Here is a 22,649-nt window from a genome sequence, read left to right on the forward strand (position 1 = left end):
ACGTCAGGGGCGCAGTTCAGGGGGGCTGCGCTGGCTTGGAGTTGCCGCCGTACTTGCAGCAGCAACTGTCTTGCTCAAAATTTGAAAAGCCTGCGCGATTCGTTGTGGGAGCGGGCTCTAGGCACCTGCGGCATTCAGCTTGTCATTCACCGCTCTCACTCCAGACTCTAATCCCCTCTCAAGACACACGCGGCCTTGTGTCGCGATGGGCTGCACGGCAGCCCCAGGATCTCAAACCGAGCCTTGAACGCCTTGGCCTACACCCTCGGCGTTGGGTTCATCATGCAGCGATATCCGGGACGTTTCCGGCAACGCCAGCCCGCCGAGCAAAGCCACCAACGCAATCACCACCAGGTAGAACGCCGGCGCCAGGCTGCTGCCGGTCTGCCCGATCAGCCAGGTCGCGACCAGCGGCGCGGTGCCACCGAACAGCGTATAGGCCACGTTGTAGGTAATGGCCGAAGCGGTGTAGCGGGTCCGGGTCGGGAAGCTCTCCGACAGCAATGCCGCTGTCACCACCCCGCTGCACAGTGCCCCGACCGCCAGCAGAATCACCCCCAGCAGGGCCCCCGGCATCGAGCCGGAGCTGGCCAGCCAGTAGGCCGGGAACACGCACAGCATCACCCACAGGCAGGGGAAGCCGATGGTCTTGCGCCGCCCGAACCGGTCCGACAGCGCCCCCGCCAGCGGGCAGCCGATGGCGGCGAACAGCAGGGCCACGGTGGTGACCAGCAGCGACTGCGCCCGGGTCAGGTTGCCGACCAGTTGCAGGTAGGTGGCGAAGTAGGTGGTGAACATGTAGAACGACAACGCCGTCAGCGAAATGAACGCCCCCAGGTTGCGAATGGCCCGGCCGTGGTGGCGCAGGGTTTCCTTGAGTGGCGAATGCTCGTGCTCCTTGCCCTGGGCCACGGCTTCCCGGAATGCCGGGGTTTCTTCCATGCGCCAGCGCAGGTACAGGCCGACCAGGCCCAGTGGCGCGGCGATCAGGAACGGAATGCGCCAGCCCCAGGCAGCCATGGCTTCGCTGGACAGGCTGGCTTCCAGGCTATAGGCGATCACCGCCGCACAGGCGAACGCGGAAAAGGTCGAAACCGGTACGAAGCTGCCGTAGAAAGCCCGCTTGTCGTTGGGCGCGTGTTCCATCAGGTAGGCGCAGGCCCCGGCGTATTCGCCACCGGCAGAAAACCCCTGAAGGCAGCGCGCCAAGGTCAGCAATACCGGCGCGGCCAGGCCGATGCTGGCGTAGGTCGGCAGCAGGCCGATCAGGGTGGTGGAGCCGGCCATCAGCAAGATGGTCAGCGAGAGGATGCGCTTGCGCCCCAGCCGATCGCCGAGGGCGCCGAACACGATACCGCCCAGGGGGCGCAAGGCGAAGGCCACCGCGAACACGGCAAAGGTCTTGAGCAAGGCGACGCTGGAATCTTCGCTGGCAAAGAACTGGCTGGCGATCAGCGTGGCGAGAAAGCCGTACACGGCAAAGTCGAACCATTCGACGAAGTTGCCGATGGCCGAGGCGGCGATCACCCTGCGCAGGGTGGCGGGGGATACCTCATGAGGTGCGGACATGCGGGTGCTCTCCGATTCCATTGGCAGGCATGATGGACGTGGTGCGGTCTGGCCGCGCCATCATTGTTATGCCTGCCAGTAGATAACCGGGCAGCGCAAGGCGCTTTGTCGAGGACGACCTCGGGATACCTGAATCAACCGCCATCGACACGGCGTGTGCCCGGCAGCGCAGCGGGCGCCAGGCAATCAGGCGACAGCGACGCGATTGCGCCCGTCCTGCTTGGCCCGGTACACCGCCAGGTCAGCCTCGCTCAGCACGGTTTCCGGCTCGCGCCCCGGCTCGCCGTTCCAGTGGGCCACCCCCAGTGACAGGGTCACCGCGCCCACCGGCTGGATCGGCGTTTCCTGCACCGTCACCCGCAGGCGCTCAGCGACCGCGGCGGCCACCTCCAGGCTGGCCCCAGGCAGCAGCATGAGAAACTCTTCACCGCCGGTGCGGCAAAGCAGGTCACCCTCGCGGCAACAGCGGCGCATCAGCTCGGCCAGCCGCTGCAGCACCTGGTCACCGACCACATGCCCATGCTTGTCGTTGACCTGCTTGAAGTGGTCGATATCCAGCACGATGGCTGCAAATGCCCGGCCTTCGGCTTCCAGCAGCGACAGGTTGAGCTCCAGGCTGCGGCGGTTGCCCAGGCCTGTCAGGGGGTCGGTCTGGGCATCGCGGTTGAGCCTGCCGATGCGCGCCTGCAGCAAGTTCAAGCCGAACAGCAAGGCGCGCTTGAGCTCTGCGGCCTCGAAGTACCAGGCCCGCACGCGATGCAAGCGCTCAGCGGTGCCGGGGCGGTCCATCGAGCGGGCACCTGCAGCCAGTTGCCACAGTGGGCGGGCGATGGTCAGGGCCAGCCACCACAGCAGCAAGCAGCCTATCAGGGCCAGCGGCGCGGAAATACCGACCACGTTCAGCACCAGGCGGCTGAGCGGCATCATGGTTTGTGCCAGTGGCTGCTGTGCCACCACGCCCCAGCCGGCGCTGGGCACGGTGGCGAAGCCGGCGACCATCTCCACACCTTGGCTGTTGGTCAGCTGGCGGGTGCCGTTGCCCAGGTTGGTCAGTTGGTCGATCAGCTCATTGCCCTGCACGACGGTACCCACCCGCTGGCTGTCGGGGTGGTAGAGCAGCCGGCGATTGCGGTCGACCACATACAGGTACGAACCGTCCTTGTAGAAGTGCTCGCCGAGCAGGCGGTTGAGGATGTTGCGTTCCCGCAGGTAAAGGCTGCCACCGACATACCCCAGGTAGCGGCCGTTGGCGTCGACGACCGGTTGCGTCAGCGCCACCACCAGGTTGTTGGCCGCCGACAGATAGGGTGTCGACACCAGCGCGCGGCGCTCCTGCAATGCCTCCTGCACACCGGGCGATTGCATCCGGGTGCCGACCATGTGGCGTAGCTGGGCGGGGGATATCGCCAGCAGCACGCCATTGGCATCGATCACGAACGTGGAATTGAAAGCCATGCTCTGGCCCAGCACCCGGTCGGTCTCGCGCTGCAAGGCGGCGGGATCGTCCAGTTGCCGGCCTTGCTCGCTGGCGCTGAACGCCAGTTGCTGCAAGGCACTACCGATGAATGCATCGGTGATGCTGGCCAGCTTGGCCGCATACACCCGGTTGGCTTCCAGCGCGTGGTCGATCAGCAATTGGCGCTGTACCCGGTAGCTGGCGAAATAGCTGGCGCACAGCATGACCACGGCAGTAAGGGCGCACAGCACCAGAATGAGTGTGCGTAGATCCAGGCGCAGTCCGTGCTTGGCGTGTGGCAATCCTGACCTCGAGTGTTCGAATAGGGCTACGAAACGGAAGCGACCGTGCCGGTCGCGCTCATGAACCTGCCTTTTCCAAGGCGTTCAGTTCGTCTTGCACCTGCTGCATGCGCTGCTCGGCCAATGCTTGCACCTTGGGGTCGCGGGCGGTTTCACGCATCAGGCCGGTGAGTTTGTCGCTCAGTTGCCGGCCAGCATCGGTGTTTTCCAGGGCACGGGCTTTGGCCGGGTCCTGGGTGGCCGCGACAATGGTGGCGAACTCGGCGTCACTGAAATGCTCTTTGCTGTAGAGGCGGAACAGGTCCTGGCGCTGGTCTTCTACCGTCAGGTGCTTGCGCAGCACATCTTCGATGGTGGTACGCGCCAGCCGTGGGTGCTGGCGGGCCAGCAGCCCGGCCATGCGTTCGATGTTGTGGTCGTAGGCATCCTGCAGCGGCAGCTGGGCAAGAATCTGCTCTTCACGGGAGGGCTTCTGGTCGCAGGCGGTAACGACAGCAATCAGCAACAGCGGCAACAGCAACTTCTGGATGCGAGGCATGGCGTGGCCTGGTCGGGCAGTGAAGGCTGCCGATTATAGCGAGGTCAGCCCTGCCGCGACGAGCCCTGCGATTTGCCTTGTACGGCCGGCTGGGTTAGAACCGTGCACCCAACACTCAGGCTTGAACCTTATGCCGAACTGGACGTTGCAACCTGTTACCCGCGATGCCATTGGCCAAGTGCTGGCGTTTGTCGACAGCGCGCGCCGCGAGCTGTTTCCGGCGCTGGCCAATGCACCGTTGCCCCGGGACCTGGCGCATTTCAGCGAAACCTACCTTGAAGGCGAGGGCTGCTTCCTGGAAGCCCGGGTTGATGAGCGCCTGGTCGGGGTGATCGGCTACCTCCCCTACGACCACCGTTTCAGCCAGCTTGATTATGCTGGCGAGCGGGTAGTTGAAGTGGTGCGCCTGTTCGTGCTGCCGGCGTACCGCAGGCGCGGGCTTGCCGCCGCGTTGTTCGGCGCCTTGCGCCAGCAGGCGCTGCAGGCCGGCATCGGATGCCTCTACCTGCATACCCACCCATTCCTGCCGGGGGCCATTACGTTCTGGGAGCGGCAAGGCTTCGCTGTCGTGGACGTGGAGCCAGACCCGGTCTGGCAAACCACGCACATGCAGCTGCGCTTGGGCTGAGCAGGCCAGGCGCCTGGGCTACCCAGGCTTCTGCCGGTTGCTCAGGGGGTGCGAAAGCGCAGGATGCGTGTGCCGTCCCAGGGGTCGGTGAGGTAATGGCCATGAACACCAAAGGTGTGCAGCAGGCACTCGGGGGTCAGTACCTCGAACGGCGTGCCGAGCGCGACCAGCCGGCCTTTGTCGAGCACTGCAACGCGGTCGCAGGTCAGCGCCTGGTTGAGGTCGTGCAGGGCCACCAGGGTGGTGACCTGCAGGGCTTGTACCTGTTGCAGCAGGCTCAGTTGGTGCTGGATGTCCAGGTGGTTGGTCGGTTCGTCGAGCAGCAGCACCTGCGGCCGTTGGGCCAGGGCGCGGGCGATATGCACGCGCTGGCGCTCGCCACCGGACAACGACCCCCAAAGGCGAGCGCGCAGGTGCAAGGCGTCGAGGTCGGCCAGTGCCTGCTCGACAATCGCCCGGTCCGCGCTGGAGAACGGCGCAATGGCTGACAGCCACGGCGTGCGGCCCAAGGCGACCGCGTCGAACACATTGATTGCATCGAGGGTGTCGGCCTGCTGTTCAACCAGTGCCAGGCACTGGGCCACACGCCGGCGAGGCATGCCTGCCAGTGGCTCGCCCATCAACTGCACGCTGCCGCAGGCCGGCGGGCGCAGGCCGGCCAGCACCTTCAGCAGCGAAGACTTGCCTGAGCCGTTGGGGCCGACGATCGCGAGTGTTTCACCCGCCACCAGGTTGAGGTGGATGTCGTGCAGCACCCGTTTGCCGGCCAGTTGCAGGCCGAGATCCTGGCAGCTCAGCGGCGCCAGTTGGAATGCAGCCATGACCGTCATGGGCGCCCCCGGCGGCTGACCAGTATCAGCGCGAAGACAGGCGCGCCAAGCAGCGCGGTGACCACGCCCACCGGTATGACCTGGCCGCTGATCAGCGTGCGCGAGAGGATGTCGGCGGCAATCAGAAACAGTGCCCCGCCCAATGCACTGGCAGGCAGCAGGCGGCTGTGTCCGGGGCCGAGCAGCAGGCGCAGGGCGTGTGGAATGACAAGCCCGACGAAACCGATGGCGCCGACGATGGACACCATCACGGCCGTTACCAGCGCCGCGCAACTGATCAGCAGTAACTGGCTGCGCCGCACCGGTATGCCCAGCGAAGCTGCCGAGTCGGCGCCGAAGGTGAAGGCATCCAGCGCGCGGCGATGCCACAGGCACACCAGCAAGCCGAACAGTGCCACTGGCACGGCTAGCCATACTGCGGGCCAGCGCACCCCACTGAGGTTGCCCAGCAGCCAGAACAGGATGCCCCGTGCCTGCTCGGCGGTGGCCGACTTGGTGATCAGGAATGCCGTCAGGGCATTGAACAGTTGCGACCCGGCTATACCAGCTAGAATCACCTGGGCGTTATTGCTGCCAGGGCCTGCCGCGCGGGCCAGCACCAGCACCAGGGCAAAGGCCGCCAGGGCACCGATGAAGGCGCCGGCCGACATGCTCAAAGCCAGGCTGCCCAGGCCCAGCAGGCCAACCAGTACGGCACCGGTCGAAGCGCCGGCGGACAGCCCCAGCAGGTAGGGCTCGGCCAGGGGATTGCGCAGCAGCGCCTGGAGGATCACGCCGCAGGTGGCCAGGCCGGCACCGCAGGCCGCCGCAACCAGTGTGCGGGTCAGGCGATAGTTCCAGATGATCCCGGCATCGATCGGGTCGACCGGATAACCGGCTTGCCACAGCTGGTTGGCCAGCACCTGGCCGACCACGCGCGGTGCCAGGCCGGTTTCGCCAATGGCTGTGCCGGCGAGCAGGGCCGCCAGCAGTGCGGCCACGGCCAGGCCGATACAGGCTGACAGTCGACTGATCACTGGCTGGCTTTACCGCTGGCAAAAGCGGCCGCCAACGTTTGCACGCCACGGAACAGGCGGATACCCGCCTGCATGGCGTCGGCGTCGAGGATGATGATGCGGTCGTGTTTCACCGCGTCCATGTTGCGGGTTACCGGGTCGCTGCGCAGGAATGCCAGCTTCTTCTGGTAGTCGTCGGCGGGGAAACGCCGGCGGTCCATGCGGGCGATGATCAGCCAGGTGGGGTTGGCCCTGGCCAGGGTTTCCCAACCTACGGTGGGCCACTCCTCGCTGGACTCGACCACATTGCGCACCCCCAGGGTGCGCAGCATGAAGTCGGCGACCCCTTGGCGGCCCGCGACGTAAGGGTCAATGACCAGGTTGGCGCTGGAGAACCAGAACAGTGCCGAGGTGCCCGACAGGTCCTTGCCCGCCAATTGCGCGCGGGCGCTGTCCAGGCGGCCTTTGAGCTCGGCGTTCAGGGCCACGCCGCGCGCCTGTACATCGAAGATCTCCGCCAGCTGGCTGACGCTCTTGTAGATACTGTCGACCTGGAACGCCTGCAGGCGGGTGCCGTCGGCACCGATCAGGTTGTCCTTGCCCTCACAGTCCGAGGGCAACAGGTAGGTGGGGATGTTCAGTTCGGCGAACTGTTCGCGCGTACCGACCACACCCTGCGGCCCGACCATCCACTCGAACTGCACGGCCACCAGTTGCGGGCGTTGGCCAACCACCGCCTCGAAACTGGGTTCGTTGTCGGCCAGGCGCGGTACCGTGGCGTTCATGGCCTGGTATTCGGGCAACACATTGTTGAACCACAGCGAGCTCGCCGCGAGCTTGTCACCCAGGCCCAGGGCATAGAGCATCTCGGTGCCGGCCTGGCCGATGGTCACGGCGCGCTGTGGCGCCTGGGCAAAGGTCTGCGGCTTACCGCAGTTGTCCACCGTCAGCGGGTATTGGGTGGCGGCGGCCTGGGCCAGGCCGCTGAGGCTGAGGCCGGCAAGCAGGGTGGCGAAGCGGGGCAGCATGCTGGGCGATCTCCTATCGGACAGTTCACGGAATGAACGCACGGACAGACATCGCCGCGCCTTTGCCAGCGGCAAAGGCAACACAATGGCCAATCCCGGGCACCCCGCCGGTTGGTGAATGTTGGCCGGCAGGTCTCCTGACTGGTGCGTCACGGCCCGGCTCCGGCCTTCCCGGGTAGTACACCCAGTGGCGTCGATGGAGCAGGCTCGGCACTTACAGTTGCGGGGGCAGTTCCGTTTGGCCCGTGTTGGCGGGCCGGGGATTCCCTATTGATTCCGTGATGGAAACCGGCGGCCCGCATGGTAGACCATCGCGCCGCCGGGTGAAAACGCTTTTCAGAAGTACTTCAGCCAGCGGATGTCGCGCCGCCGCTGTTTCAGCCGGGCGAACCAGTGCACCGGCCGGTACAGCGAAGCCGCCAGCAACAGCGCCACGCACCATACCGCCGCGACGCCGTCGAAGCCGAAATAGCTGCCGTGGTTGCTGCCGAACAGCGCCACGCAGGCCAGGTACAGCAGCTTCAGCACATACAGGTGCAGCAGGTAGAGGAACATCGGCGCTGCACCGAACACCGCCAGGGCGCTGATCCAGCGGGCCTGGCCGGCGCGCTCGAATGCGCGCAGCAACAGCAGGCCGCAGCCCAGGGTCAGCGCCAGGAACAACAGCGAAGGCGGGTACTTGGTGAGGTTGAAGAAGCTCATCAGGGTGTGTGTGAGCGTGGGGTAGCTGCTCCACGCGGCTTCGCCATAGCCGTTGAATACGCGCAGCACGAAAAAGCCCAGCAGCGCCAGCAGCCCGCCAAGCAGCAGGCAGCGCTGACGTGGCCCGGCCTGGCTGCCGCGGGCAAACCATGGCCCAAGGCAGTAGCCCAGGGCGATCACCCCGATCCACGGCAGTACCGGGTAGGACGTGCGCAGCCGCAGCGTGTCGGACAACGTCAGCCAGCCGCGGTCATGCAGAATCGCCCAGGGCACGTGCAGGGCAGACCCCGGGGCAAAGTGCAGGCTGTCGAGCAGGTTATGCCCGGCAATGATGACGGCACTCAGGCCGAGCAGCGCCGGGCGTGGCAGCCACACCAGCAACGACAGGGCGAGCATGCTGATGCCGATGGCCCAGATCACCTGCAGGTAGATCACCGTGGGCGGCAGCTGGAACGTCCAGGCAAAGTTGACCAGGGTGAACTCCAGCGCCACCAGAAACAGCCCGCGCTTGAACAGGAACGCCGCGACATCGCCACGGCCCTGGTGCTTTTCGCCATACAGCCAGGCCGAGAGCCCGGTCAGCAGCACGAATACCGGCGCGCACAGGTGCGCCAGGGTACGGCTGGCGAACAGTGCCGGCTCGGTGGTATCGATGGCCATCGGGTCGCTGACCTGGCGGTGCAGGAAGAAGGTTTCGCGCACGTGGTCCAGGAGCATGAACAGGATTACCAGACCGCGCAGTGCGTCGATGCTCTGCAGGCGCTGGTTGAGTTGGGTGGGGGTGGCGCTGGCGCTTGTCATGGAAGGTCGCTGATGAGAACAGGTGTGAGTGAAATGTTATGTTATATCCATATGGCCATGGGCGGGTAGGCTTTTTGCTCAGCGCCGTGTTGGCTTTTTCGCGGTGAAGCTGCGCAAAGCCAACCTGGGCTGCTCCGCTCAGAAGCTGTAGTCCACCGTGGCAAAGTAGGAGCGTGGCGTTCCCATCAGCCATTGCTGGCCGCTGAACGCCGCCTGCACATATTCGCGGTCGAACAGGTTGTTCACCTGCAACCCCAGTTTCACCTGCGGCAGAACCTGCCAGCCGATCGTGGCGTCGACCACGGTATAGCCTGGGGCGCTCTGGGTATTGGCGTTATCGGCGTAACGTTCATCCATATAGCGCGCGCCCACCCCCACCTCGATCTGCTGGCCAATACCTTTGCTCAGCCACAGGTTGGCGGTGCGCCGAGGCACGTTGGCCGGGCGGTTGCCGGCACGGTCCTGCACCGCTGCGCCCACCTGTTCGTCAAACGCGTCATACCGGGCGCGCAGCAGCGCTGCGTTGGCAGACACCCGCCACTGGTGGGCCAGCGCCAGTTCCACGGTTGCCTCCAGCCCATCCGACGTCTGCTGGCCAGCCTGTTGGGGCTGGTGCGTGAGGGGGTCGTCTACCAGCAGCTTCTGCTTGACGATGTGGTAGGCCGCCAAGGTCCATTCGCCATCCCCGTCCCAGAAACTTTGCTTGAGGCCCACCTCGGTCTGTTTCGCCTGGGTGAGGTCGTAGTGCATCTGGTTGGGGCTGAGGCTTATCAGGTTGTTGACCCCATCCTCGCTGGTGGAGTACTGGCCATACAGCGACAGCGCGTGACTTAGTGCATACACCAGCCCCGCACGCCAGTTGCCACCTTGCAGGCTGCGGTCGCTGCGGCTGGCATTGGTCAGGTCGTCGCGGTCGATGTGGTGCTGGTCGCGGCGCACCCCGGTCACCAGCGACAGGCGCTCAGTGAGTTGCAAGCGGTTTTCGCCGAACAGGGCAAAGGTATGGGTGGTGGACAGACTTTGCGGGCGCAGCGGCGACCCGCTGTGGAATACGCCCGGCTGCGGCTGCCACGGGTCGATGTAGTCACCGCCTACGTCGTTGTAGGGGCTGTTGCTGTCGACGTTGAAGCGCACCTTGTTGTACTCGGCGCCGAGCACGGTTCTGCTGGCCAGGCCGAACAGCGAATGGTCGAGGGTGAAGGTCTGGCGGTCGCCGAATTGCTCCTGGTCGTGCTTGATTTCCAGGTAGCTGCCGCGCAGCAACTGCTGGCGCCCGGCGTCCCATTCATACTGCTCGGCGTTGCGCCAATGGCGGCGGCTACTGATGTAGTACAGCTGGTTGCTGGCGCTGAGGTGGTCGTTGAGTGCCCAGTCGGTGGTCAGGCGGGTCCACTGGTCGTCGTAGCGCTGCACGTCGTTCTGCAGGTTGTAGTTTTTCTTGCGCAGGCTGCTGCGGTAATGGCCGTCGATCAGCGGCGTGCCGTAGTAGTTGGCAGGCTGCGCCGCACCGCGCTCATGGGCCAGGGTAAAGCTGAGGTCGTCACTGGCATCGAAGCGCAGGGCCGCGCTGAGCGCCAGGCTGCGTGAGGGGGTGCGGTCCACCCAGCCATTGCCGGCTTGCTGGTTCAGCGTCAGGCGATAGCTCAGGCGCTCGCTGAGGCTGCCACCGCTGTCCAGGCCGAGTTGCTGGCGGTCCCAGCTGCCATACCCAAGCCGCAGCTGGTTGCGCACCGTACCGGCAACCGGTTTTTTCGGGATGACGTTGACCACCGCGCCGGTGGCGCCTTCGCCGTAGAGCACCGATGCCGGGCCGCGAAGCACATCGATACGTTCGACCATCCACGGGTCGACCGGGAAGGTCTGGGTGCCGGCTCCGGTGAACAGGCGGGCCCCATCGAACAAGGTCATGACCGAGCCGTGCCCGGCAAAGCCGCGGGCGGACAGGCCGGTGCCACCGTCGCCGGGGGAGCCGATGAAGGTAATGCCCGGTGAGCGGGTTACGGCATCCTGCACGGTCAGGTTGTTGCGCTGCTGGATCTGCTCGGCACTGATGCTGCTGGTACTGGCTGGCGTTTCCAGGGCGCTGAGCCCCAGGCGCGAGCCGGCCTGGGTCGGCGTGGCCAAGTCGCTGGCATGGCTGTCGAGGGTGTCGGTGATGGCCGTGGAGGGCAATGCCAGGGGCTGCGGGCCGCGGTCATCGGCCAGGGCCGGGAGCGTGACGGCCAGGCAGGCCGCCAGGGGGTGAAGCTTGAACATACGGGACATGTCGTTCCACTGCTGCAGGAATGAATGGATCCCGGTGGAAAACACGCAAAGGAGGGCTCCGTACAGGCAGGCGCGCGCACGGATACCGGCCTGCGCCCGCCCACCGCGGGGTGCCAAGTGAAGCCTCAGGCCGGTCTCCGGGCTTGCGAGGGGCATGAAACCTTCACCTTCCCATGCCTGAGCACAGTGGTATCTCGAAGGGTTCGCTCACTTACCGTTGCGGGGGCAGCGCCGGACTTGTCGTGATCAACACGACGCACCGGCTTCCCGTTTCACCCTGCGCGCGGCGGCGTAGGGCACCTGAAACTGGCGCGCATCTGAGCACCTGGCGGTGCCTTCGTCAAGGCAGATCGTGAAGAACGATCAGCGCCCACGCCGCCGCGAAACCCGGGCTTCGATATTCTTGCGCCCGATCAGCAGCGGCGGCTTCTCTGCCACTGGCTCATCGGCCAGCCACTTGTACATCACCAGGCAGTCCACCAGCCCCAGCCGGGCATGGCGATAGGCCTTGGGCAGCCGGCCAACCGTTTCGAACCCCAGCTTGTGCCACAGGGCGACTGCCACTTCATTGGTGGCCACCACCGAGTTGAACTGCAGGGCCAGAAAGCCTTCCTGGCGCGCCAGTTTCTGCGAGTGCTCGCACATCAACCTGGCCACGCCGCGCCCGCGCGCTTGGGCGCAGACCATGTAGCCGCAATTGCCGACATGCGCACCGGGCCCTGCCGCATTGGGCTTGAGGTAGTACGAGCCCAGCAGTTGACCCTCTTCTTCGGCCAGCAAGGTGCGCAAAGGCAGCTCCAGCCACAGGTGGCGGGCCTGTTCGAAGCTCAGGGCCGGGTCGTAGGCATAGGTTTCGCAGGCCTGGACAGTGGCCTGGAAAGTGGGCCAGAAGCGCTCGAAGTCTTCGGCCGTCATGGGGCGGATGTGGATCATGCGGGTTCCTGCGCGGGTTGAGCCGCCCAGTCTGCGGGGCACGGCGCCGTCGCGCAAGGGCGGCGCCGTTCGGGTTCAACCGTTGGCCTTGCCCACTGCATCCAGGGCCCTGGCCGAGTAGACCAGCGCGGCACCCGCGTTCATCGCCACCGCCACACCCAACGCCTCGGCAATCTCCTCACGGGTGGCGCCATGCTTCACCGCTTGCTGCGAATGCACGGCGATACAGCCGTCGCAACGGGTGGTTACCGCCACGGCCAGGGAGATCAGTTCGCGGGTCTTGGCGTCCAGATGACCGGTTTTGGCCCCGGCGCCGCTGGCGGTCATGTAGCCGGCCACGGTGTCGGGGGAAAGTTGCTTCAGATCGCCGATGCCGGCCATCAACTGCTTTCGGTAGGCATCCCAGTCCATCATGCTCATCGTCGTCACCTTGGGGTGGTTGCGAATGGAGCTTTCAGGCTAGTCGAAGCGTGGCGAACGTGCGGCTTGTACTTTGGTGCATGCCCAGTCATGCCTTTGGCTACACCATATGCACAGGCCGCTGGCAACACACGGACTCAGATGTAGATGAACACCAGCAGCAACGCTGCCACCACCGCCCACTTCTCCAGGTAGTAGCGCGTGCGATTGCGCTTTTTCAGCGCCTTACCGCGTTCCCGGATCTTGTAGATCCGGGTGAACAACCGGTTGATGCCGCCGGTCTTGTCTCCGGCGGTGTTGGGGGCTGCGGCAGCCGCCATGACATTGCGGCTGAACCAGCGGTTGAACGCGCTGGCCCAGCGGTACTTGAGCGGGCGTTCGACATCGCAGAACAGGATGATGCGGTTGTGCTCGGTATTGTTGGCCGCGTAGTGGATGTAGGTTTCATCGAAAACCACCCCTTCACCGTCGCGCCATGAGTATTTCTCGCCGTCTACATCGATGTAGCAGGCGTCGTCGTTCGGTGTGTCCAGGCCCAGGTGGTAGCGGTAGGAGCCGGCATACGGGTCACGGTGGCGCACCAGCTTGGCCCCCGGTGGCAGGGTGGCGAACATGGCCGCCTTGACCGTGCCGATGCCTTGCAGCAGTTCGGTGGTGCGTGGGCACAGGGCCATTGCCGACGGGTGGCTTTCGCCGTACCACTTCAGGTAAAAGCGCTTCCAGCCGGTTTTGAAGAACGAGTTGAAGCCCACGTCGTCGTAGTTGTCGGACTTCTTGATTTCGCCTACCTGCAGCAGTTGCCGGCCTTCTTCGCGAATTTCCTGCCAGTGCTCCTGCAGCGGCTTCAGTTCGGGAAAGCCCTCGACGGGCAGGTACGGTTTGGCCGGGTGTTTGGAAAACAGGTACAGAAAACTGTTGATCGGGGCCAGAAAGCTGGAGTGGTCGCCCAGTTGGCGGGTCAGCTTGTGGCGGACCCGACCGCGCAGGTGAACGTACGCGATCGAGAGAACGAAGAGGAGGACGAGTGCAATTTTCATGGACGGTTACTTGTCGAAAATAAGGCCATGCGCCATGGCATAAGCCCGCCAGCATAAACAATCATGTGGGCAGTTTGTACTTATTGTTACGAAACCGTGGGCCGACATTGGTGTAATGCCCTACAGTCGTGCGCAAACGTTTCATGCCCAGGAGTCACCATGGTTCATGATGTACGCCCCAGCGGCAGCCCGTTCAAACGGCTGTTTTTCGCCTTGCCGGTCAGCGATGTCCAGCGCCGCGCTCTGGCCCAGTTCCGTCGCGGCCTGAACCTGCGCAGCGGCAAACCGGTGCCGGCCGCCAACTTTCATGTCACGTTGCTGTTCCTGGGCGATGTGGATGCCGCCCTGGTGCCGGCAATCTGTGCGACGGTCGATCAACTGGCGCTGCCGGGCAGGGTACCCCGGTTGACACTTGACCGCTTGCAGGTGTGGCAGCGCTCCAGCGCCCTGGTACTGGAGGCGCAGCAGGTGCCAGCAGCGCTGATGCGCCTGGTGTACGGCCTGCAGCAGGCGCTGCTGCCTTTTGCCGGCCAAGCTGACAAGCGCGACTACCGCCCGCACCTGACGCTTGCCAGGGATTATCGCGGCGATTTGCCAGAGGCCGGCAGTGCGCCGGCGTTTTTCCTCGGTGCCCCGCACTTCACGTTGTATGAATCACGCAAGGGCACCTACTGGCCGTTGGCGCAATGGCCACTGGCGCCCTCAAGTGCCACGCCTGGTGACTGACGGGTGATTGCCCGCCGCCCTTCAGTCAAACCGGCAAGCTCTGGTAAGGCAGTTCATCCCCTGGGCTGCGTTCGAACTGGCGCTTGTATTCGCGGCTGAACTGCGACGTGCTCTGGTAGCCCACCCGGTGCGCCGTCTGGGCTACACCCAGGCCTTCGCCGATCAGCATTTGCTGGGCCTTGAGCAACCGCAGGCGTTTGAGGTATTGCATGGGCGCCATGTCGGTGCAGCGCTTGAAGTGTTCGTGAAAGGTCGAAACACTCATGTTGGCCCGCGCCGCGAGCGCCTCCACGCTCAGGGGCTCGCTATAGTGCTCGCGCAAGTGGGAGAGGGCGGCGCCGATACGGGCAAAGTGCCCTTGTTGTTCCACCAGCGCCCGCAACACTCCAGCCTGCGGGCCGCGCAGCGCGGTGTAGAGTACTTCACGCACCCTCGCCGGGCCCAGAACCTTGGCATCCAGTGGGTCCTGCAGGCACTGCAGCAGGCGCTCCACACTGTCGCGCATGGGCGCATCCAGTGCTGCGGAAGTCATCGATTGCGGTGTCTGCGCCTGCACGGCAGGGTCTGGCGCCAGGTCCATGCTTTGTACCAGTTCACCCAGCACACCACGGTCGATGTCGACCGCCACGCCCAACAACGGCGCCTCGCGGGTGGCGAAGGTTTCACACATGAAGGGCACCGACAACGCCTGCACCAGGTAGTGGCCGGCACCGTACTCAAGGGTGCGTGGCCCCAGGCGCGCCAGCTTGCTGCCCTGGGCCAGGATCATCAGGCTGGGCTCGTAGATTTGCGGGCTGCTGGCGACATAGTGGTCCCAGCTCAGTACTTGCACCTGTGGCAGGTGCGTAGGCACGAAGCCCGGGCGCGTGGCCAGGCAGCGGATCAGGGCGCAGAGGGGCGCATTGGCATCGACGTGGCGGGTCAGTTGCATGATGAACCAGGGCAGAGGATCAGACAGCCTAATGATCGCAGATTGACGGTATCGCGCCAGTAGCACAAAGGCAGGTTCGGAGAATCAGGCATGCATGCCGGAGAATCAGCCGTGGGCGCGAGGGCGACTGGTGGGCACAATTGCCCCACTGAATCGTTTCATTCTACAGCGAGGTCCAGCATGTATACCGCCATCGGTTACGCCGCCCAAACCCCTACCAGCCCCCTGGCGCCCATGACCTTCGAGCGCCGCAGCCCGCGCCCGGACGATGTCGCCATCGAGATCCTGTACTGTGGCGTGTGCCACTCCGACATCCACCAGGCGCGCAACGAATGGGGCATTGCCGTATACCCGCTGATGCCTGGCCACGAAATCATCGGCCGCGTCACCGCCACGGGCGAACAGGTCACCGCCTACAAGGTAGGTGACCTGGTAGGCGTGGGTTGCATGGTCGACTCCTGCCGCCACTGCGAGGCGTGCGCCAAGGACCTGGAGCAATACTGCCAGCAAGGCCCGACCATGACCTACGCCACCCCGGACCGGGTCGACGGCAGCAACACCATGGGCGGCTACTCCAGCAGCATCGTGGTCAGCGAGCATTTCGTGCTGCGCATTCCGGCCGGCATGGACCTGCCCAGCGCCGCGCCGATCCTGTGCGCCGGTATCACCACCTATTCGCCGCTCAAGCACCACGGTGTCGGCCCGGGGCACAAGGTCGGCATCCTGGGCATGGGCGGGCTGGGCCACATGGGCATCAAGCTGGCCAAGGCGCTGGGCGCAGAAGTGACCTTGTTCACCCGCTCCCAGGCCAAGGCCGAAGAAGCGCGGCGCCAGGGTGCCGACCATGTGATCGTGTCCACCGATGCCGAGCAGATGCGCGCTGCGGCCGACCGTTTCGATTTCCTGCTCGATACCATTCCGGTGCAGCACGACCTGAACCCGTACCTGGAAACGCTGAAGTTCGACGGGGTGCACATTCTGGTCGGCCTGATCGAGCCGATCGACCCGGCCGTGCATGCGGCCAACCTGGTCATGAAGCGTCGGGTGCTGGCGGGGTCGTTGATTGGTGGAATCGCCGAGACCCAGGAAGTGCTGGACTTCTGCGCCGAACACGATATCCGTTGCGATATCGAGATGCTGGACATCCGCAATATCAACCAGGCGTACGAGCGCATGATCGCCGGTGATGTGAAATACCGGTTCGTGATCGACATGGCCACGCTGCAGGCCTGATCGAGGCCAGCGCCGGCCGCTATGCGGGCAAGCCGCGAAGCGGCCGGCTGGGAGGACGGGGCAGGCTTGGCTACCAGGCCAGCGGTTTGTCCCAGCCCTTCCAGAACAGCCACCGGCGCACCTCCCCATGCGCGCCGGTACCGATCTGCCAAGCCGGCCGGCCGCTGTCGAGGGCAATCTCCGCCACAATCCCGGCATGGCTGGCGGCCACCAGGGTACGCCCGTCGGCGCTGATGTCCATGGCGCTGATGGTCGAGCCCAGGTAGTGCTGCCAATGCTCCTGGCCATCTTCCCCAAACGCCCGCAGGTAGCCGTAGGCATCACCGATGATGTATTCGCCAGCGCGAGCCACCCCGGCATAGACACGCGCGCCATCCTGCACCAGTGGGGTGCGCGGGTCCTGGCTGTAGTAATCGGTGCGCAGCCCCGGCAGGTCGGCTACCCGTACCGCCAGCGTGGCACCGCTGTAGAAGTGGCAGGCGTTGAGGAGCAACTGGTCACCCCGCTGGTTGAACAGCGCGAAATGCGGGTATTCGCTGCCGGGACCAATCTCGGCCACCAACCTGAGCCGGTCGTCCAGCACCAGGTGCCGGCTGCCTTGCTCACCCACCACGACCCAGCGGCCATCCGCCGACACCGCGCCATGCTCCATGCTCAGCCCGAGGCTGATGTCCTCCGGCTCGGTGCCTTCGGCCAGGGCGTCGAGTACCCGCGCCTGGTGCGGCAGCAGGCGGGTTGCGCCGTCGCTGGCCAATACGAAGGTGCCATCGGCACTGACCAGCAGCACGCGTTGGCCGTCCGGGAAAGGGATCAATGCGGTGGGCGCGGGTGGCAGGTCGAACGGCTCGAACGGGTAGCCGGCCGGCAACCCTTCCAGGCCGGTCGGCCAGGCCAGGCGCTGTACCTGCGGGCCGCCCCAGCCAGCGGTCACCCGGACGCCTTCGGCATTGCCCAGGGCAAAGTAGCGGCGGGCCGGGCAGCGGCCGAAGCACTCGACGCCGATCACCGGGGTGACCCCATGGCGATCGATACGCAGCACCTGGCCTTTTTCGTGCGGCATGCCGATGCGCGCCAGCAGGCTACCGTCGCCCAGCAGCAGGACATTGCTGATGCCCTGGCCATGCTCATCGAGCAACGGTACCAGCGGTTGGTGGGCAGGCGGCCAGGCTTGGCGGAAGGCTTGGCGTTGCTGCTCGCTGCAGTCCGGGCGGTTGGCTGCCTGCAAGGCTGCCAGCCAGGCGTCGAGCAGGTGGTCGGTGGCGGGCACTTGTGGCGCTTGAAGGTTGTCCCAGCCTTGGGCACGGCCTTGTGCGACGTAGTCGTTGACGGCCTGGGCATAGGCGATGACCGCCTGCTGCCATTGCTGCTGGGGGTACTGCTTGTCCATGAGTGGATCGGGCTCCTTGCTGCAACGTGTTTCACTTCAAGTGGGCATGGTACTCCTTATGCCCGACTTGCGGTTGTTGGCCCCGGGTGTGACGCGTACCATGCCGGCATTCCTATTCATGACAATGCGTACGTCGGCAACCCAGTAGACCGGGGCCCTGGCGCGCGACCTGTTGCTTTTTCACGGAGACTCTCTTTCTACAATGAACGGACCTGTACCCAGCCACCTGCCACCCGGCACGGGCAGCGGCAGTTGGCTTAGCGTCATCGCCTTGGCCCTGGCGGCCTTCATTTTCAATACCACCGAATTCGTTCCGGTGGCGCTGCTCAGTGACATTGGCGGCAGCTTCGAGATGAGCACTGCCCAGGTCGGCCTGATGCTGACCATCTATGCCTGGGTGGTGGCGCTGGCGTCTCTGCCGATGATGCTGCTGACCCGCAACATCGAACGGCGGCGCTTGCTGTTGTTGGTGTTCATGGTGTTCATCGTCAGCCACTTGTTGTCCTGGCTGTCGCAAAGCTTCGCCATGCTTCTGGTCAGTCGCATCGGCATTGCCCTGGCGCATGCAGTGTTCTGGGCCATTACCGCTTCGCTGGCGGTGCGCGTGGCGCCGCCCGGGCAGCAGGCCAAGGCGTTGGGCCTGCTGGCCACCGGCACCACCCTGGCCATGGTGCTTGGCATCCCACTCGGGCGTGTGGTGGGCGAGGCACTGGGCTGGCGCATCACCTTCCTGAGCATTGCCGTGGTAGCGCTGGCGACCATGGTGTGCCTGATGAAGTCATTGCCGCTGCTGCCCAGCCAGAACTCCGGGTCGCTACGCAGCCTGCCGGTCCTGTTCAGGCGCCCGGCGCTGGTCATCACCTATCTGCTGGTGACCCTGGTGATTACTGCGCAATTCACCGCGTACAGCTATATCGAGCCATTCGCTCTGCACGTGGCGCAGATCGGCGGCGAGCGCACCACGCTGTTGCTGTTGCTGTTCGGTGGCGCAGGGGTACTGGGTTCAGTGTTGTTCAGCCGCTACAGCGAGCGCTTCCCGCAGGGTTTCCTGCTGGGCTCGATGGGGGTGTTGGCGGCGTGCCTGCTGTTGCTGTTGCCACTGTCAGGCAACTTTTATGTGTTCGCGGTGCTGAGCATGTTGTGGGGGGTAGCGATCCTCAGCTTCAGCCTGGCGTTGCAGTCCAGGACCTTGAAGCTGGCGTCTGATGCGACCGACGTGGCCATGGCGCTGTTCTCGGGTATCTACAACATCGGCATCGGGGGTGGGGCCCTGCTGGGCAGCATTGTCAGCGGCCGGCTGGATGTGGCGTACATCGGCCTGGTGGGTGGTAGTGTGGCGGTGGCCGGGTTGTTGCTGGCCGTGGCCAGCGCCCGGCGCTTGCGAGAGGCATTACCGCACTGACCGGTCAGGCCCTGCGATGGGCTGCGCGGCAGCCCAAACCGGCGGGAGGGCGTCAGGCCAGCACAGCCGCCCATGCTGAAATCAGCAAAAGCCCCGCCAACAGTTGGTTGAACACCCGTAACCGCTGCGGCGCCTGCAACCAGCGGGCGCTGCCTGCCCCCAGTACCGCCCATGCCCCCATGCACGGCAGGGCAACCAGGCAGAACACCAACGCCAGCTGCCAGACCGGTAACCTGGGGGCGGCAAACACCCCCACAACCGCCACGGCCATCAACCACACTTTGGGGTTGACCGCCTGCAGCAAGGCGGCGCTGAGGGCGCTGAAGCCTTGCGCCGTACCCGCGTGCAGCGGTGCCCCGGCACTGCGCAGCATTTTCCACGCCAGCCCGCTCAACCACAGCGCTCCGGCCCAGCTCATCAGTTGTTGTGCCAGTGGGTGGCGCAGCAACAGCTCGCCCAGCCCCAGGCCCACCAGCAGCACAATCGTCGCTGCCGTGCAGCAGGCCGCCAGGATCGGCAACAGGCTGGCCCGTACGCCCAGGCGGGCGCCGTGCGCCAGGATCAACAGGTTGGTTGGCCCCGGGCTGAGGCTGGCGACCAAAGCAAACAGGATGAAGGGCAGCATCGACTGAGACATGGGAACGCTCCAGAGCATCAAAGCCCCATGCTCGCTGTTGCCAAGCGGTTCAGTCTGGAAGATTTGAGCAGCGCCTGCGGTAGTCGGCCGGTGTCAGCTGGTAGGCGCGGCGAAACCAGCGGCCCAGGTGGCTCTGGTCGGCAAAGCCCAAGGCCACGGCCACTTGCGCCGAGCTCTGGCCTTGGGCGAGCAGCCGCCGCGCCCGGGTCAGGCGCAGTTGGATGAGGTAGGCATGCGGGGCAATGCCGAAGGCGGCCTTGAACGCCCGGGTGAGGCGAAAACGGTCGATGCCGCAGGCCTGGGCCAGGTCGTCGAGGCCAATGTCACGTTCCAGGTTGGCATGCAGGTAGTCCCGCGCGCGCTGCGCGCTCAGCGGCAGGCGCGGGTCGGGGTTGATGCGCCGGCGCCAGTGCAGGTGGCAGGTCAGGCGGGCAAGCAGTTCGTCGGTGGCGGTTTGCCGGACGATGCGCAAGTCCTGGTCGTGAACCGCGCGGAAGGCGAGGGCGGTGGCGCTTGCCAAACGTTGGTCATGGCAAAGGGTGTCGGCAAAGCTCGGCAGGCTGCCGCCCGGCGCGTGCTCGAACAGCGACCGCAATTGCTGGTCGAGCCAGAGCGGGTCGAGGTACAACGTGGAGTAGGTGAAGCCTTCCTCGGTAGGGGCCAGGCCATCGTGAATATCGCCAGGCTCGAGCAAGAACACCTGCCCGGGTGTGCTGCGGTGGCGCACCCGGCGGCAATTGAACTGCTGCACCCCCTGTTCGGTGACGCCCACCAGAAAGCTGTCGTGCCAGTGCGGGTCGTAGGCATGCCCGACAAAATGCGCCCGCACCGACTCGATGCCGGTGTCGGCGTCCTGCTTGAAGTCTATCCAGTTGCTCATGGGGGCATGCCGCCGATTCAAAACGCCAACCTAGCGTAACGGTTGAGTTCAGTCTGGAACAATTGTGCAGCCGCTGGCCAGTGCCGGTTCACGCAGCGCCTCGAAGCGCTCGCGTAGCCACAGGTGCAGTTGGGTTACCGCTGGGGTGAGCTGTTTGCGATGCGGGCAAACCAGCGTGACCGGGGTCGATTCGCCGAGCAGTCCGGGGAGAACGACCTCCAGTTCGCCGGTGGCTATGTTGGCGCTGACGTCCAGCCACGACTTGTACACGATGCCTTCACCCTGTACGGCCAAACGGCGGATGACATCGGCGTCGTCGCTGACCAGCGGCCCGCGCACCTGCACGGTGCGGTTGCCCAGTTGCCATTTGTCGTACACCCGGTTGTGCTGCATGTACAACAGGCATGCATGCTGCTGCAGCGCATCGGGGGTGAGTGGGCGGCCGTGGCGGGCCAGGTAGTCGGGCGAGGCGACCAGCACCCGGCGGTTCCAGGCAGCCAGCGGCAGGGCGATGTAGTTGGCGTCCTGGTTGTGGCCATAGCGGATGGCCACGTCTACCGGGTCACGGTTGAGGTCGGCGATCTGGTCAGAGAGAAAGAAGCGCACCTGCAACGCCGGGTGCTCGCGGCGGAAGGCGCTGAGCCATGGCAACAGCATGTTGCGGCCCATGTCGGAGGGCGCCGACACCTGCAGCGTACCGCGCAGGGTGTCAGGGTTGCCATGCAGGTCCTCGTGGCCCTGGCGCAGGCTCTCCAGCACATTCAGTGCGGTCGGCAGGTAGCGCTCGCCCTCTGCGGTCAGGCGCAGGCTGCGGGTAGTGCGGGCGAACAGACGCACGTCCAGGTCGCGCTCCAGGCGCTTGATGGCCGCAGCCACCTGGCCAGGCAGCAAGCCCGCTTCGTGGGCAGCGGCGGTGAAGCTGCCCAGCACGCTGCTACGGGCGAACAGCTCAAGGTCTGCGATGCGCAGCATTTTCACTCCAGGGCCGAAAGTGTTGCTGCATTGTGCCGGTTTTTCTTTTCTGCAGGAAAGATAAGATGAGCGGCAAATTCACTGCTCATACCTGGAGTCGTTGCATGGATACCGTCTCGCTGGCCAAGCGCCGTTACACCACCAAAGCCTACGATGCCTCACGCCGTATTCCCCAGGCCACGGTCGATGCCTTGCTCGAGCAACTGCGCCACAGCCCGTCCTCGGTCAATTCCCAGCCCTGGCACTTCATCGTCGCCGACAGCGCCGAAAGCAAGGCCCGGCTGGCCAAGAGCACCTCGCAGGGCTACGCCTACAACACGCCGAAGCTGCTCGATGCTTCGCACGTGATCGTGTTCTGCACCCGTACCGAAATGACTGAAGCGCACCTGGACAGCGTGCTGGATCAGGAGGCCGCCGACGGGCGCTTCCGGGACGACCAGGCGCGCGCGGCGCAAAACCAGAGCCGCCGTCACTACGTTGACCTGCACCGCTTCGATCTGAAGGACGTGCAGCACTGGATGGAGAAACAGACCTACCTGGCCCTGGGCACGGCGTTGCTGGGGGCTGCGGCGCTGGGGCTGGATGCCACGCCCATTGAAGGTTTCGACAGCAAGCTGCTGGATGCCGAACTGGGCTTGCGCGAGCGGGGGTTCACCAGCGTGGTGATGCTCTGCCTGGGCTATCGCAGTGAGGCCGACTTCAATGCCGGCCTGGGCAAGTCGCGCTTGCCGGCAGCGCAGGTATTCACCTTCCTGTAAGCGTGGCAGCCGGGTAATGCCCGTCAGTCAAGCCCTGGTGGCAGCCATTGGGCTGCTTTGCAGCCCCATCGCCGGCAAGCCAGCCCACAGGGGGCGCATCAGGGCTGATAGGTGTTTGTCACAAGATATGCAGCGCCTGTGAGATCGAGCGCCGCCCGCGCGGCGCATCGCGAGCTGCGCTCGCTCCTACGTTTGTTTCGGGCCAGTAACGCCTGGGAC

The 22,649-nt window shown here is 65.1% G+C and carries 21 protein-coding genes and 2 riboswitches; of the genes, 5 read left to right on the forward strand and 16 right to left on the reverse strand.

The window, feature by feature from the left end:
• Positions 1–231: 231 nt before the first annotated feature.
• From G1E_RS12995 to G1E_RS13005, 3 genes are all read right to left on the reverse strand, one after another.
• Positions 232–1,569 carry an MFS transporter gene (locus tag G1E_RS12995; protein ID WP_047149870.1) on the reverse strand — a complete coding sequence of 446 codons (1,338 nt, stop codon included), beginning with the start codon at positions 1,567–1,569 and terminating at the stop codon, positions 232–234.
• A gap of 186 nt (positions 1,570–1,755) precedes the next feature.
• The gene (locus tag G1E_RS13000) at positions 1,756–3,327 is read right to left on the reverse strand and encodes a sensor domain-containing diguanylate cyclase (protein ID WP_047149871.1); all 1,572 of its coding nucleotides are present in this window, start codon (positions 3,325–3,327) and stop codon (positions 1,756–1,758) included.
• A 58-nt stretch (positions 3,328–3,385) separates the two neighbouring features.
• Positions 3,386–3,865, reverse strand: coding sequence for a hypothetical protein (locus tag G1E_RS13005; RefSeq protein ID WP_047149872.1), 480 nt, complete (start codon positions 3,863–3,865; stop codon positions 3,386–3,388).
• Between the two features lie 130 nt (positions 3,866–3,995).
• Between G1E_RS13005 and G1E_RS13010 the strand changes: the two genes are divergently transcribed.
• Complete coding sequence (locus G1E_RS13010) at positions 3,996–4,493, forward strand: GNAT family N-acetyltransferase (RefSeq protein WP_009683983.1); 498 nt, start codon at positions 3,996–3,998, stop codon at positions 4,491–4,493.
• Between the two features lie 41 nt (positions 4,494–4,534).
• On the opposite strand, the gene G1E_RS13015 is transcribed toward G1E_RS13010, so the two are convergent.
• From G1E_RS13015 to lpxO, 8 genes are all read right to left on the reverse strand, one after another.
• Positions 4,535–5,323: an ABC transporter ATP-binding protein gene (locus tag G1E_RS13015; RefSeq protein WP_047149873.1), complete on the reverse strand. Its 789-nt coding sequence runs from the start codon at positions 5,321–5,323 to the stop codon at positions 4,535–4,537.
• The gene (locus G1E_RS13020; RefSeq protein ID WP_033690610.1) at positions 5,320–6,336 is read right to left on the reverse strand and encodes an iron ABC transporter permease; all 1,017 of its coding nucleotides are present in this window, start codon (positions 6,334–6,336) and stop codon (positions 5,320–5,322) included. Before G1E_RS13020 ends, G1E_RS13015 begins: the two co-directional genes overlap by 4 nt.
• On the reverse strand, positions 6,336–7,346 hold the full coding sequence (locus tag G1E_RS13025; protein WP_009683979.1) for an ABC transporter substrate-binding protein: 1,011 nt from the start codon (positions 7,344–7,346) through the stop codon (positions 6,336–6,338). Before G1E_RS13025 ends, G1E_RS13020 begins: the two co-directional genes overlap by 1 nt.
• Before the next feature lie 109 nt (positions 7,347–7,455).
• Positions 7,456–7,654, reverse strand: a riboswitch (cobalamin riboswitch).
• A gap of 28 nt (positions 7,655–7,682) precedes the next feature.
• Positions 7,683–8,849, reverse strand: a complete 1,167-nt coding sequence (locus G1E_RS13030; protein ID WP_009683978.1) for a DUF1624 domain-containing protein — start codon at positions 8,847–8,849, stop codon at positions 7,683–7,685.
• A 138-nt stretch (positions 8,850–8,987) separates the two neighbouring features.
• Positions 8,988–11,114 carry a TonB-dependent siderophore receptor gene (locus tag G1E_RS13035; protein ID WP_047149875.1) on the reverse strand — a complete coding sequence of 709 codons (2,127 nt, stop codon included), beginning with the start codon at positions 11,112–11,114 and terminating at the stop codon, positions 8,988–8,990.
• 110 nt (positions 11,115–11,224) lie between these two features.
• Positions 11,225–11,433, reverse strand: a riboswitch (cobalamin riboswitch).
• Positions 11,434–11,477: 44 nt separating this feature from the next.
• Positions 11,478–12,047 carry a GNAT family N-acetyltransferase gene (locus G1E_RS13040; protein WP_029884981.1) on the reverse strand — a complete coding sequence of 190 codons (570 nt, stop codon included), beginning with the start codon at positions 12,045–12,047 and terminating at the stop codon, positions 11,478–11,480.
• A 75-nt stretch (positions 12,048–12,122) separates the two neighbouring features.
• Positions 12,123–12,467, reverse strand: a complete 345-nt coding sequence (locus tag G1E_RS13045; protein WP_029884982.1) for a carboxymuconolactone decarboxylase family protein — start codon at positions 12,465–12,467, stop codon at positions 12,123–12,125.
• 137 nt (positions 12,468–12,604) lie between these two features.
• Positions 12,605–13,504 (reverse strand): lipid A hydroxylase LpxO, encoded by a 900-nt coding sequence (lpxO, locus tag G1E_RS13050; RefSeq protein ID WP_047149874.1) that lies wholly within the window; start codon positions 13,502–13,504, stop codon positions 12,605–12,607.
• 159 nt (positions 13,505–13,663) lie between these two features.
• Here lpxO and thpR point away from each other — a divergent pair, with 159 nt between their 5' ends.
• Positions 13,664–14,230, forward strand: a complete 567-nt coding sequence (gene thpR / locus G1E_RS13055) for an RNA 2',3'-cyclic phosphodiesterase (RefSeq protein WP_009683971.1) — start codon at positions 13,664–13,666, stop codon at positions 14,228–14,230.
• Between the two features lie 25 nt (positions 14,231–14,255).
• Here the strand turns inward: thpR and G1E_RS13060 are convergent, their stop codons facing one another.
• Complete coding sequence (locus G1E_RS13060; protein WP_009683970.1) at positions 14,256–15,161, reverse strand: AraC family transcriptional regulator; 906 nt, start codon at positions 15,159–15,161, stop codon at positions 14,256–14,258.
• 180 nt (positions 15,162–15,341) lie between these two features.
• Here G1E_RS13060 and calA point away from each other — a divergent pair, with 180 nt between their 5' ends.
• On the forward strand, positions 15,342–16,394 hold the full coding sequence (calA, locus tag G1E_RS13065) for a vanillin reductase (protein WP_009683969.1): 1,053 nt from the start codon (positions 15,342–15,344) through the stop codon (positions 16,392–16,394).
• 70 nt (positions 16,395–16,464) lie between these two features.
• Here the strand turns inward: calA and G1E_RS13070 are convergent, their stop codons facing one another.
• Complete coding sequence (locus G1E_RS13070; protein ID WP_009683968.1) at positions 16,465–17,781, reverse strand: hypothetical protein; 1,317 nt, start codon at positions 17,779–17,781, stop codon at positions 16,465–16,467.
• 202 nt (positions 17,782–17,983) lie between these two features.
• Here G1E_RS13070 and G1E_RS13075 point away from each other — a divergent pair, with 202 nt between their 5' ends.
• Positions 17,984–19,183: a sugar transporter gene (locus G1E_RS13075; protein ID WP_009683967.1), complete on the forward strand. Its 1,200-nt coding sequence runs from the start codon at positions 17,984–17,986 to the stop codon at positions 19,181–19,183.
• A 52-nt stretch (positions 19,184–19,235) separates the two neighbouring features.
• Here G1E_RS13075 and G1E_RS13080 read toward each other — a convergent pair whose 3' ends face one another.
• Genes G1E_RS13080 through G1E_RS13090 form a run of 3 tightly spaced genes read right to left on the reverse strand, consistent with a single transcriptional unit; the run spans position 19,236 to position 21,672 of the window.
• Complete coding sequence (locus G1E_RS13080; protein WP_009683966.1) at positions 19,236–19,820, reverse strand: LysE family translocator; 585 nt, start codon at positions 19,818–19,820, stop codon at positions 19,236–19,238.
• A 49-nt stretch (positions 19,821–19,869) separates the two neighbouring features.
• Positions 19,870–20,700 carry an AraC family transcriptional regulator gene (locus G1E_RS13085; protein WP_009683965.1) on the reverse strand — a complete coding sequence of 277 codons (831 nt, stop codon included), beginning with the start codon at positions 20,698–20,700 and terminating at the stop codon, positions 19,870–19,872.
• Positions 20,701–20,748: 48 nt separating this feature from the next.
• Positions 20,749–21,672, reverse strand: coding sequence for a LysR family transcriptional regulator (locus G1E_RS13090; RefSeq protein WP_009683964.1), 924 nt, complete (start codon positions 21,670–21,672; stop codon positions 20,749–20,751).
• Positions 21,673–21,776: 104 nt separating this feature from the next.
• Between G1E_RS13090 and G1E_RS13095 the strand changes: the two genes are divergently transcribed.
• Positions 21,777–22,430, forward strand: a complete 654-nt coding sequence (locus G1E_RS13095) for an oxygen-insensitive NAD(P)H-dependent nitroreductase NfsB (protein ID WP_009683963.1) — start codon at positions 21,777–21,779, stop codon at positions 22,428–22,430.
• Positions 22,431–22,649: the final 219 nt, after the last annotated feature.

This window comes from Pseudomonas sp. TJI-51 (assembly GCF_000190455.2).
GTDB classification, from domain to species: Bacteria; Pseudomonadota; Gammaproteobacteria; order Pseudomonadales; family Pseudomonadaceae; genus Aquipseudomonas; species Aquipseudomonas juntendi.

Excerpts from the sequence above, each read along its gene's own strand:
- G1E_RS12995 (WP_047149870.1), bottom strand. The coding sequence starts at position 1,569 with ATGTCCGCACCTCATGAGGTATCCCCCGCCACCCTGCGCAGGGTGATC.
- G1E_RS13005 (WP_047149872.1), bottom strand. The coding sequence starts at position 3,865 with ATGCCTCGCATCCAGAAGTTGCTGTTGCCGCTGTTGCTGATTGCTGTC.
- G1E_RS13010 (WP_009683983.1), top strand. The coding sequence starts at position 3,996 with ATGCCGAACTGGACGTTGCAACCTGTTACCCGCGATGCCATTGGCCAA.
- G1E_RS13015 (WP_047149873.1), bottom strand. The coding sequence starts at position 5,323 with ATGACGGTCATGGCTGCATTCCAACTGGCGCCGCTGAGCTGCCAGGAT.
- G1E_RS13025 (WP_009683979.1), bottom strand. The coding sequence starts at position 7,346 with ATGCTGCCCCGCTTCGCCACCCTGCTTGCCGGCCTCAGCCTCAGCGGC.
- G1E_RS13030 (WP_009683978.1), bottom strand. The coding sequence starts at position 8,849 with ATGACAAGCGCCAGCGCCACCCCCACCCAACTCAACCAGCGCCTGCAG.
- G1E_RS13035 (WP_047149875.1), bottom strand. The coding sequence starts at position 11,114 with ATGTCCCGTATGTTCAAGCTTCACCCCCTGGCGGCCTGCCTGGCCGTC.
- G1E_RS13040 (WP_029884981.1), bottom strand. The coding sequence starts at position 12,047 with ATGATCCACATCCGCCCCATGACGGCCGAAGACTTCGAGCGCTTCTGG.
- G1E_RS13045 (WP_029884982.1), bottom strand. The coding sequence starts at position 12,467 with ATGAGCATGATGGACTGGGATGCCTACCGAAAGCAGTTGATGGCCGGC.
- lpxO (WP_047149874.1), bottom strand. The coding sequence starts at position 13,504 with ATGAAAATTGCACTCGTCCTCCTCTTCGTTCTCTCGATCGCGTACGTT.
- thpR (WP_009683971.1), top strand. The coding sequence starts at position 13,664 with ATGGTTCATGATGTACGCCCCAGCGGCAGCCCGTTCAAACGGCTGTTT.
- G1E_RS13060 (WP_009683970.1), bottom strand. The coding sequence starts at position 15,161 with ATGCAACTGACCCGCCACGTCGATGCCAATGCGCCCCTCTGCGCCCTG.
- calA (WP_009683969.1), top strand. The coding sequence starts at position 15,342 with ATGTATACCGCCATCGGTTACGCCGCCCAAACCCCTACCAGCCCCCTG.
- G1E_RS13070 (WP_009683968.1), bottom strand. The coding sequence starts at position 17,781 with ATGGACAAGCAGTACCCCCAGCAGCAATGGCAGCAGGCGGTCATCGCC.
- G1E_RS13075 (WP_009683967.1), top strand. The coding sequence starts at position 17,984 with ATGAACGGACCTGTACCCAGCCACCTGCCACCCGGCACGGGCAGCGGC.
- G1E_RS13080 (WP_009683966.1), bottom strand. The coding sequence starts at position 19,820 with ATGTCTCAGTCGATGCTGCCCTTCATCCTGTTTGCTTTGGTCGCCAGC.
- G1E_RS13085 (WP_009683965.1), bottom strand. The coding sequence starts at position 20,700 with ATGAGCAACTGGATAGACTTCAAGCAGGACGCCGACACCGGCATCGAG.
- G1E_RS13090 (WP_009683964.1), bottom strand. The coding sequence starts at position 21,672 with ATGCTGCGCATCGCAGACCTTGAGCTGTTCGCCCGTAGCAGCGTGCTG.
- G1E_RS13095 (WP_009683963.1), top strand. The coding sequence starts at position 21,777 with ATGGATACCGTCTCGCTGGCCAAGCGCCGTTACACCACCAAAGCCTAC.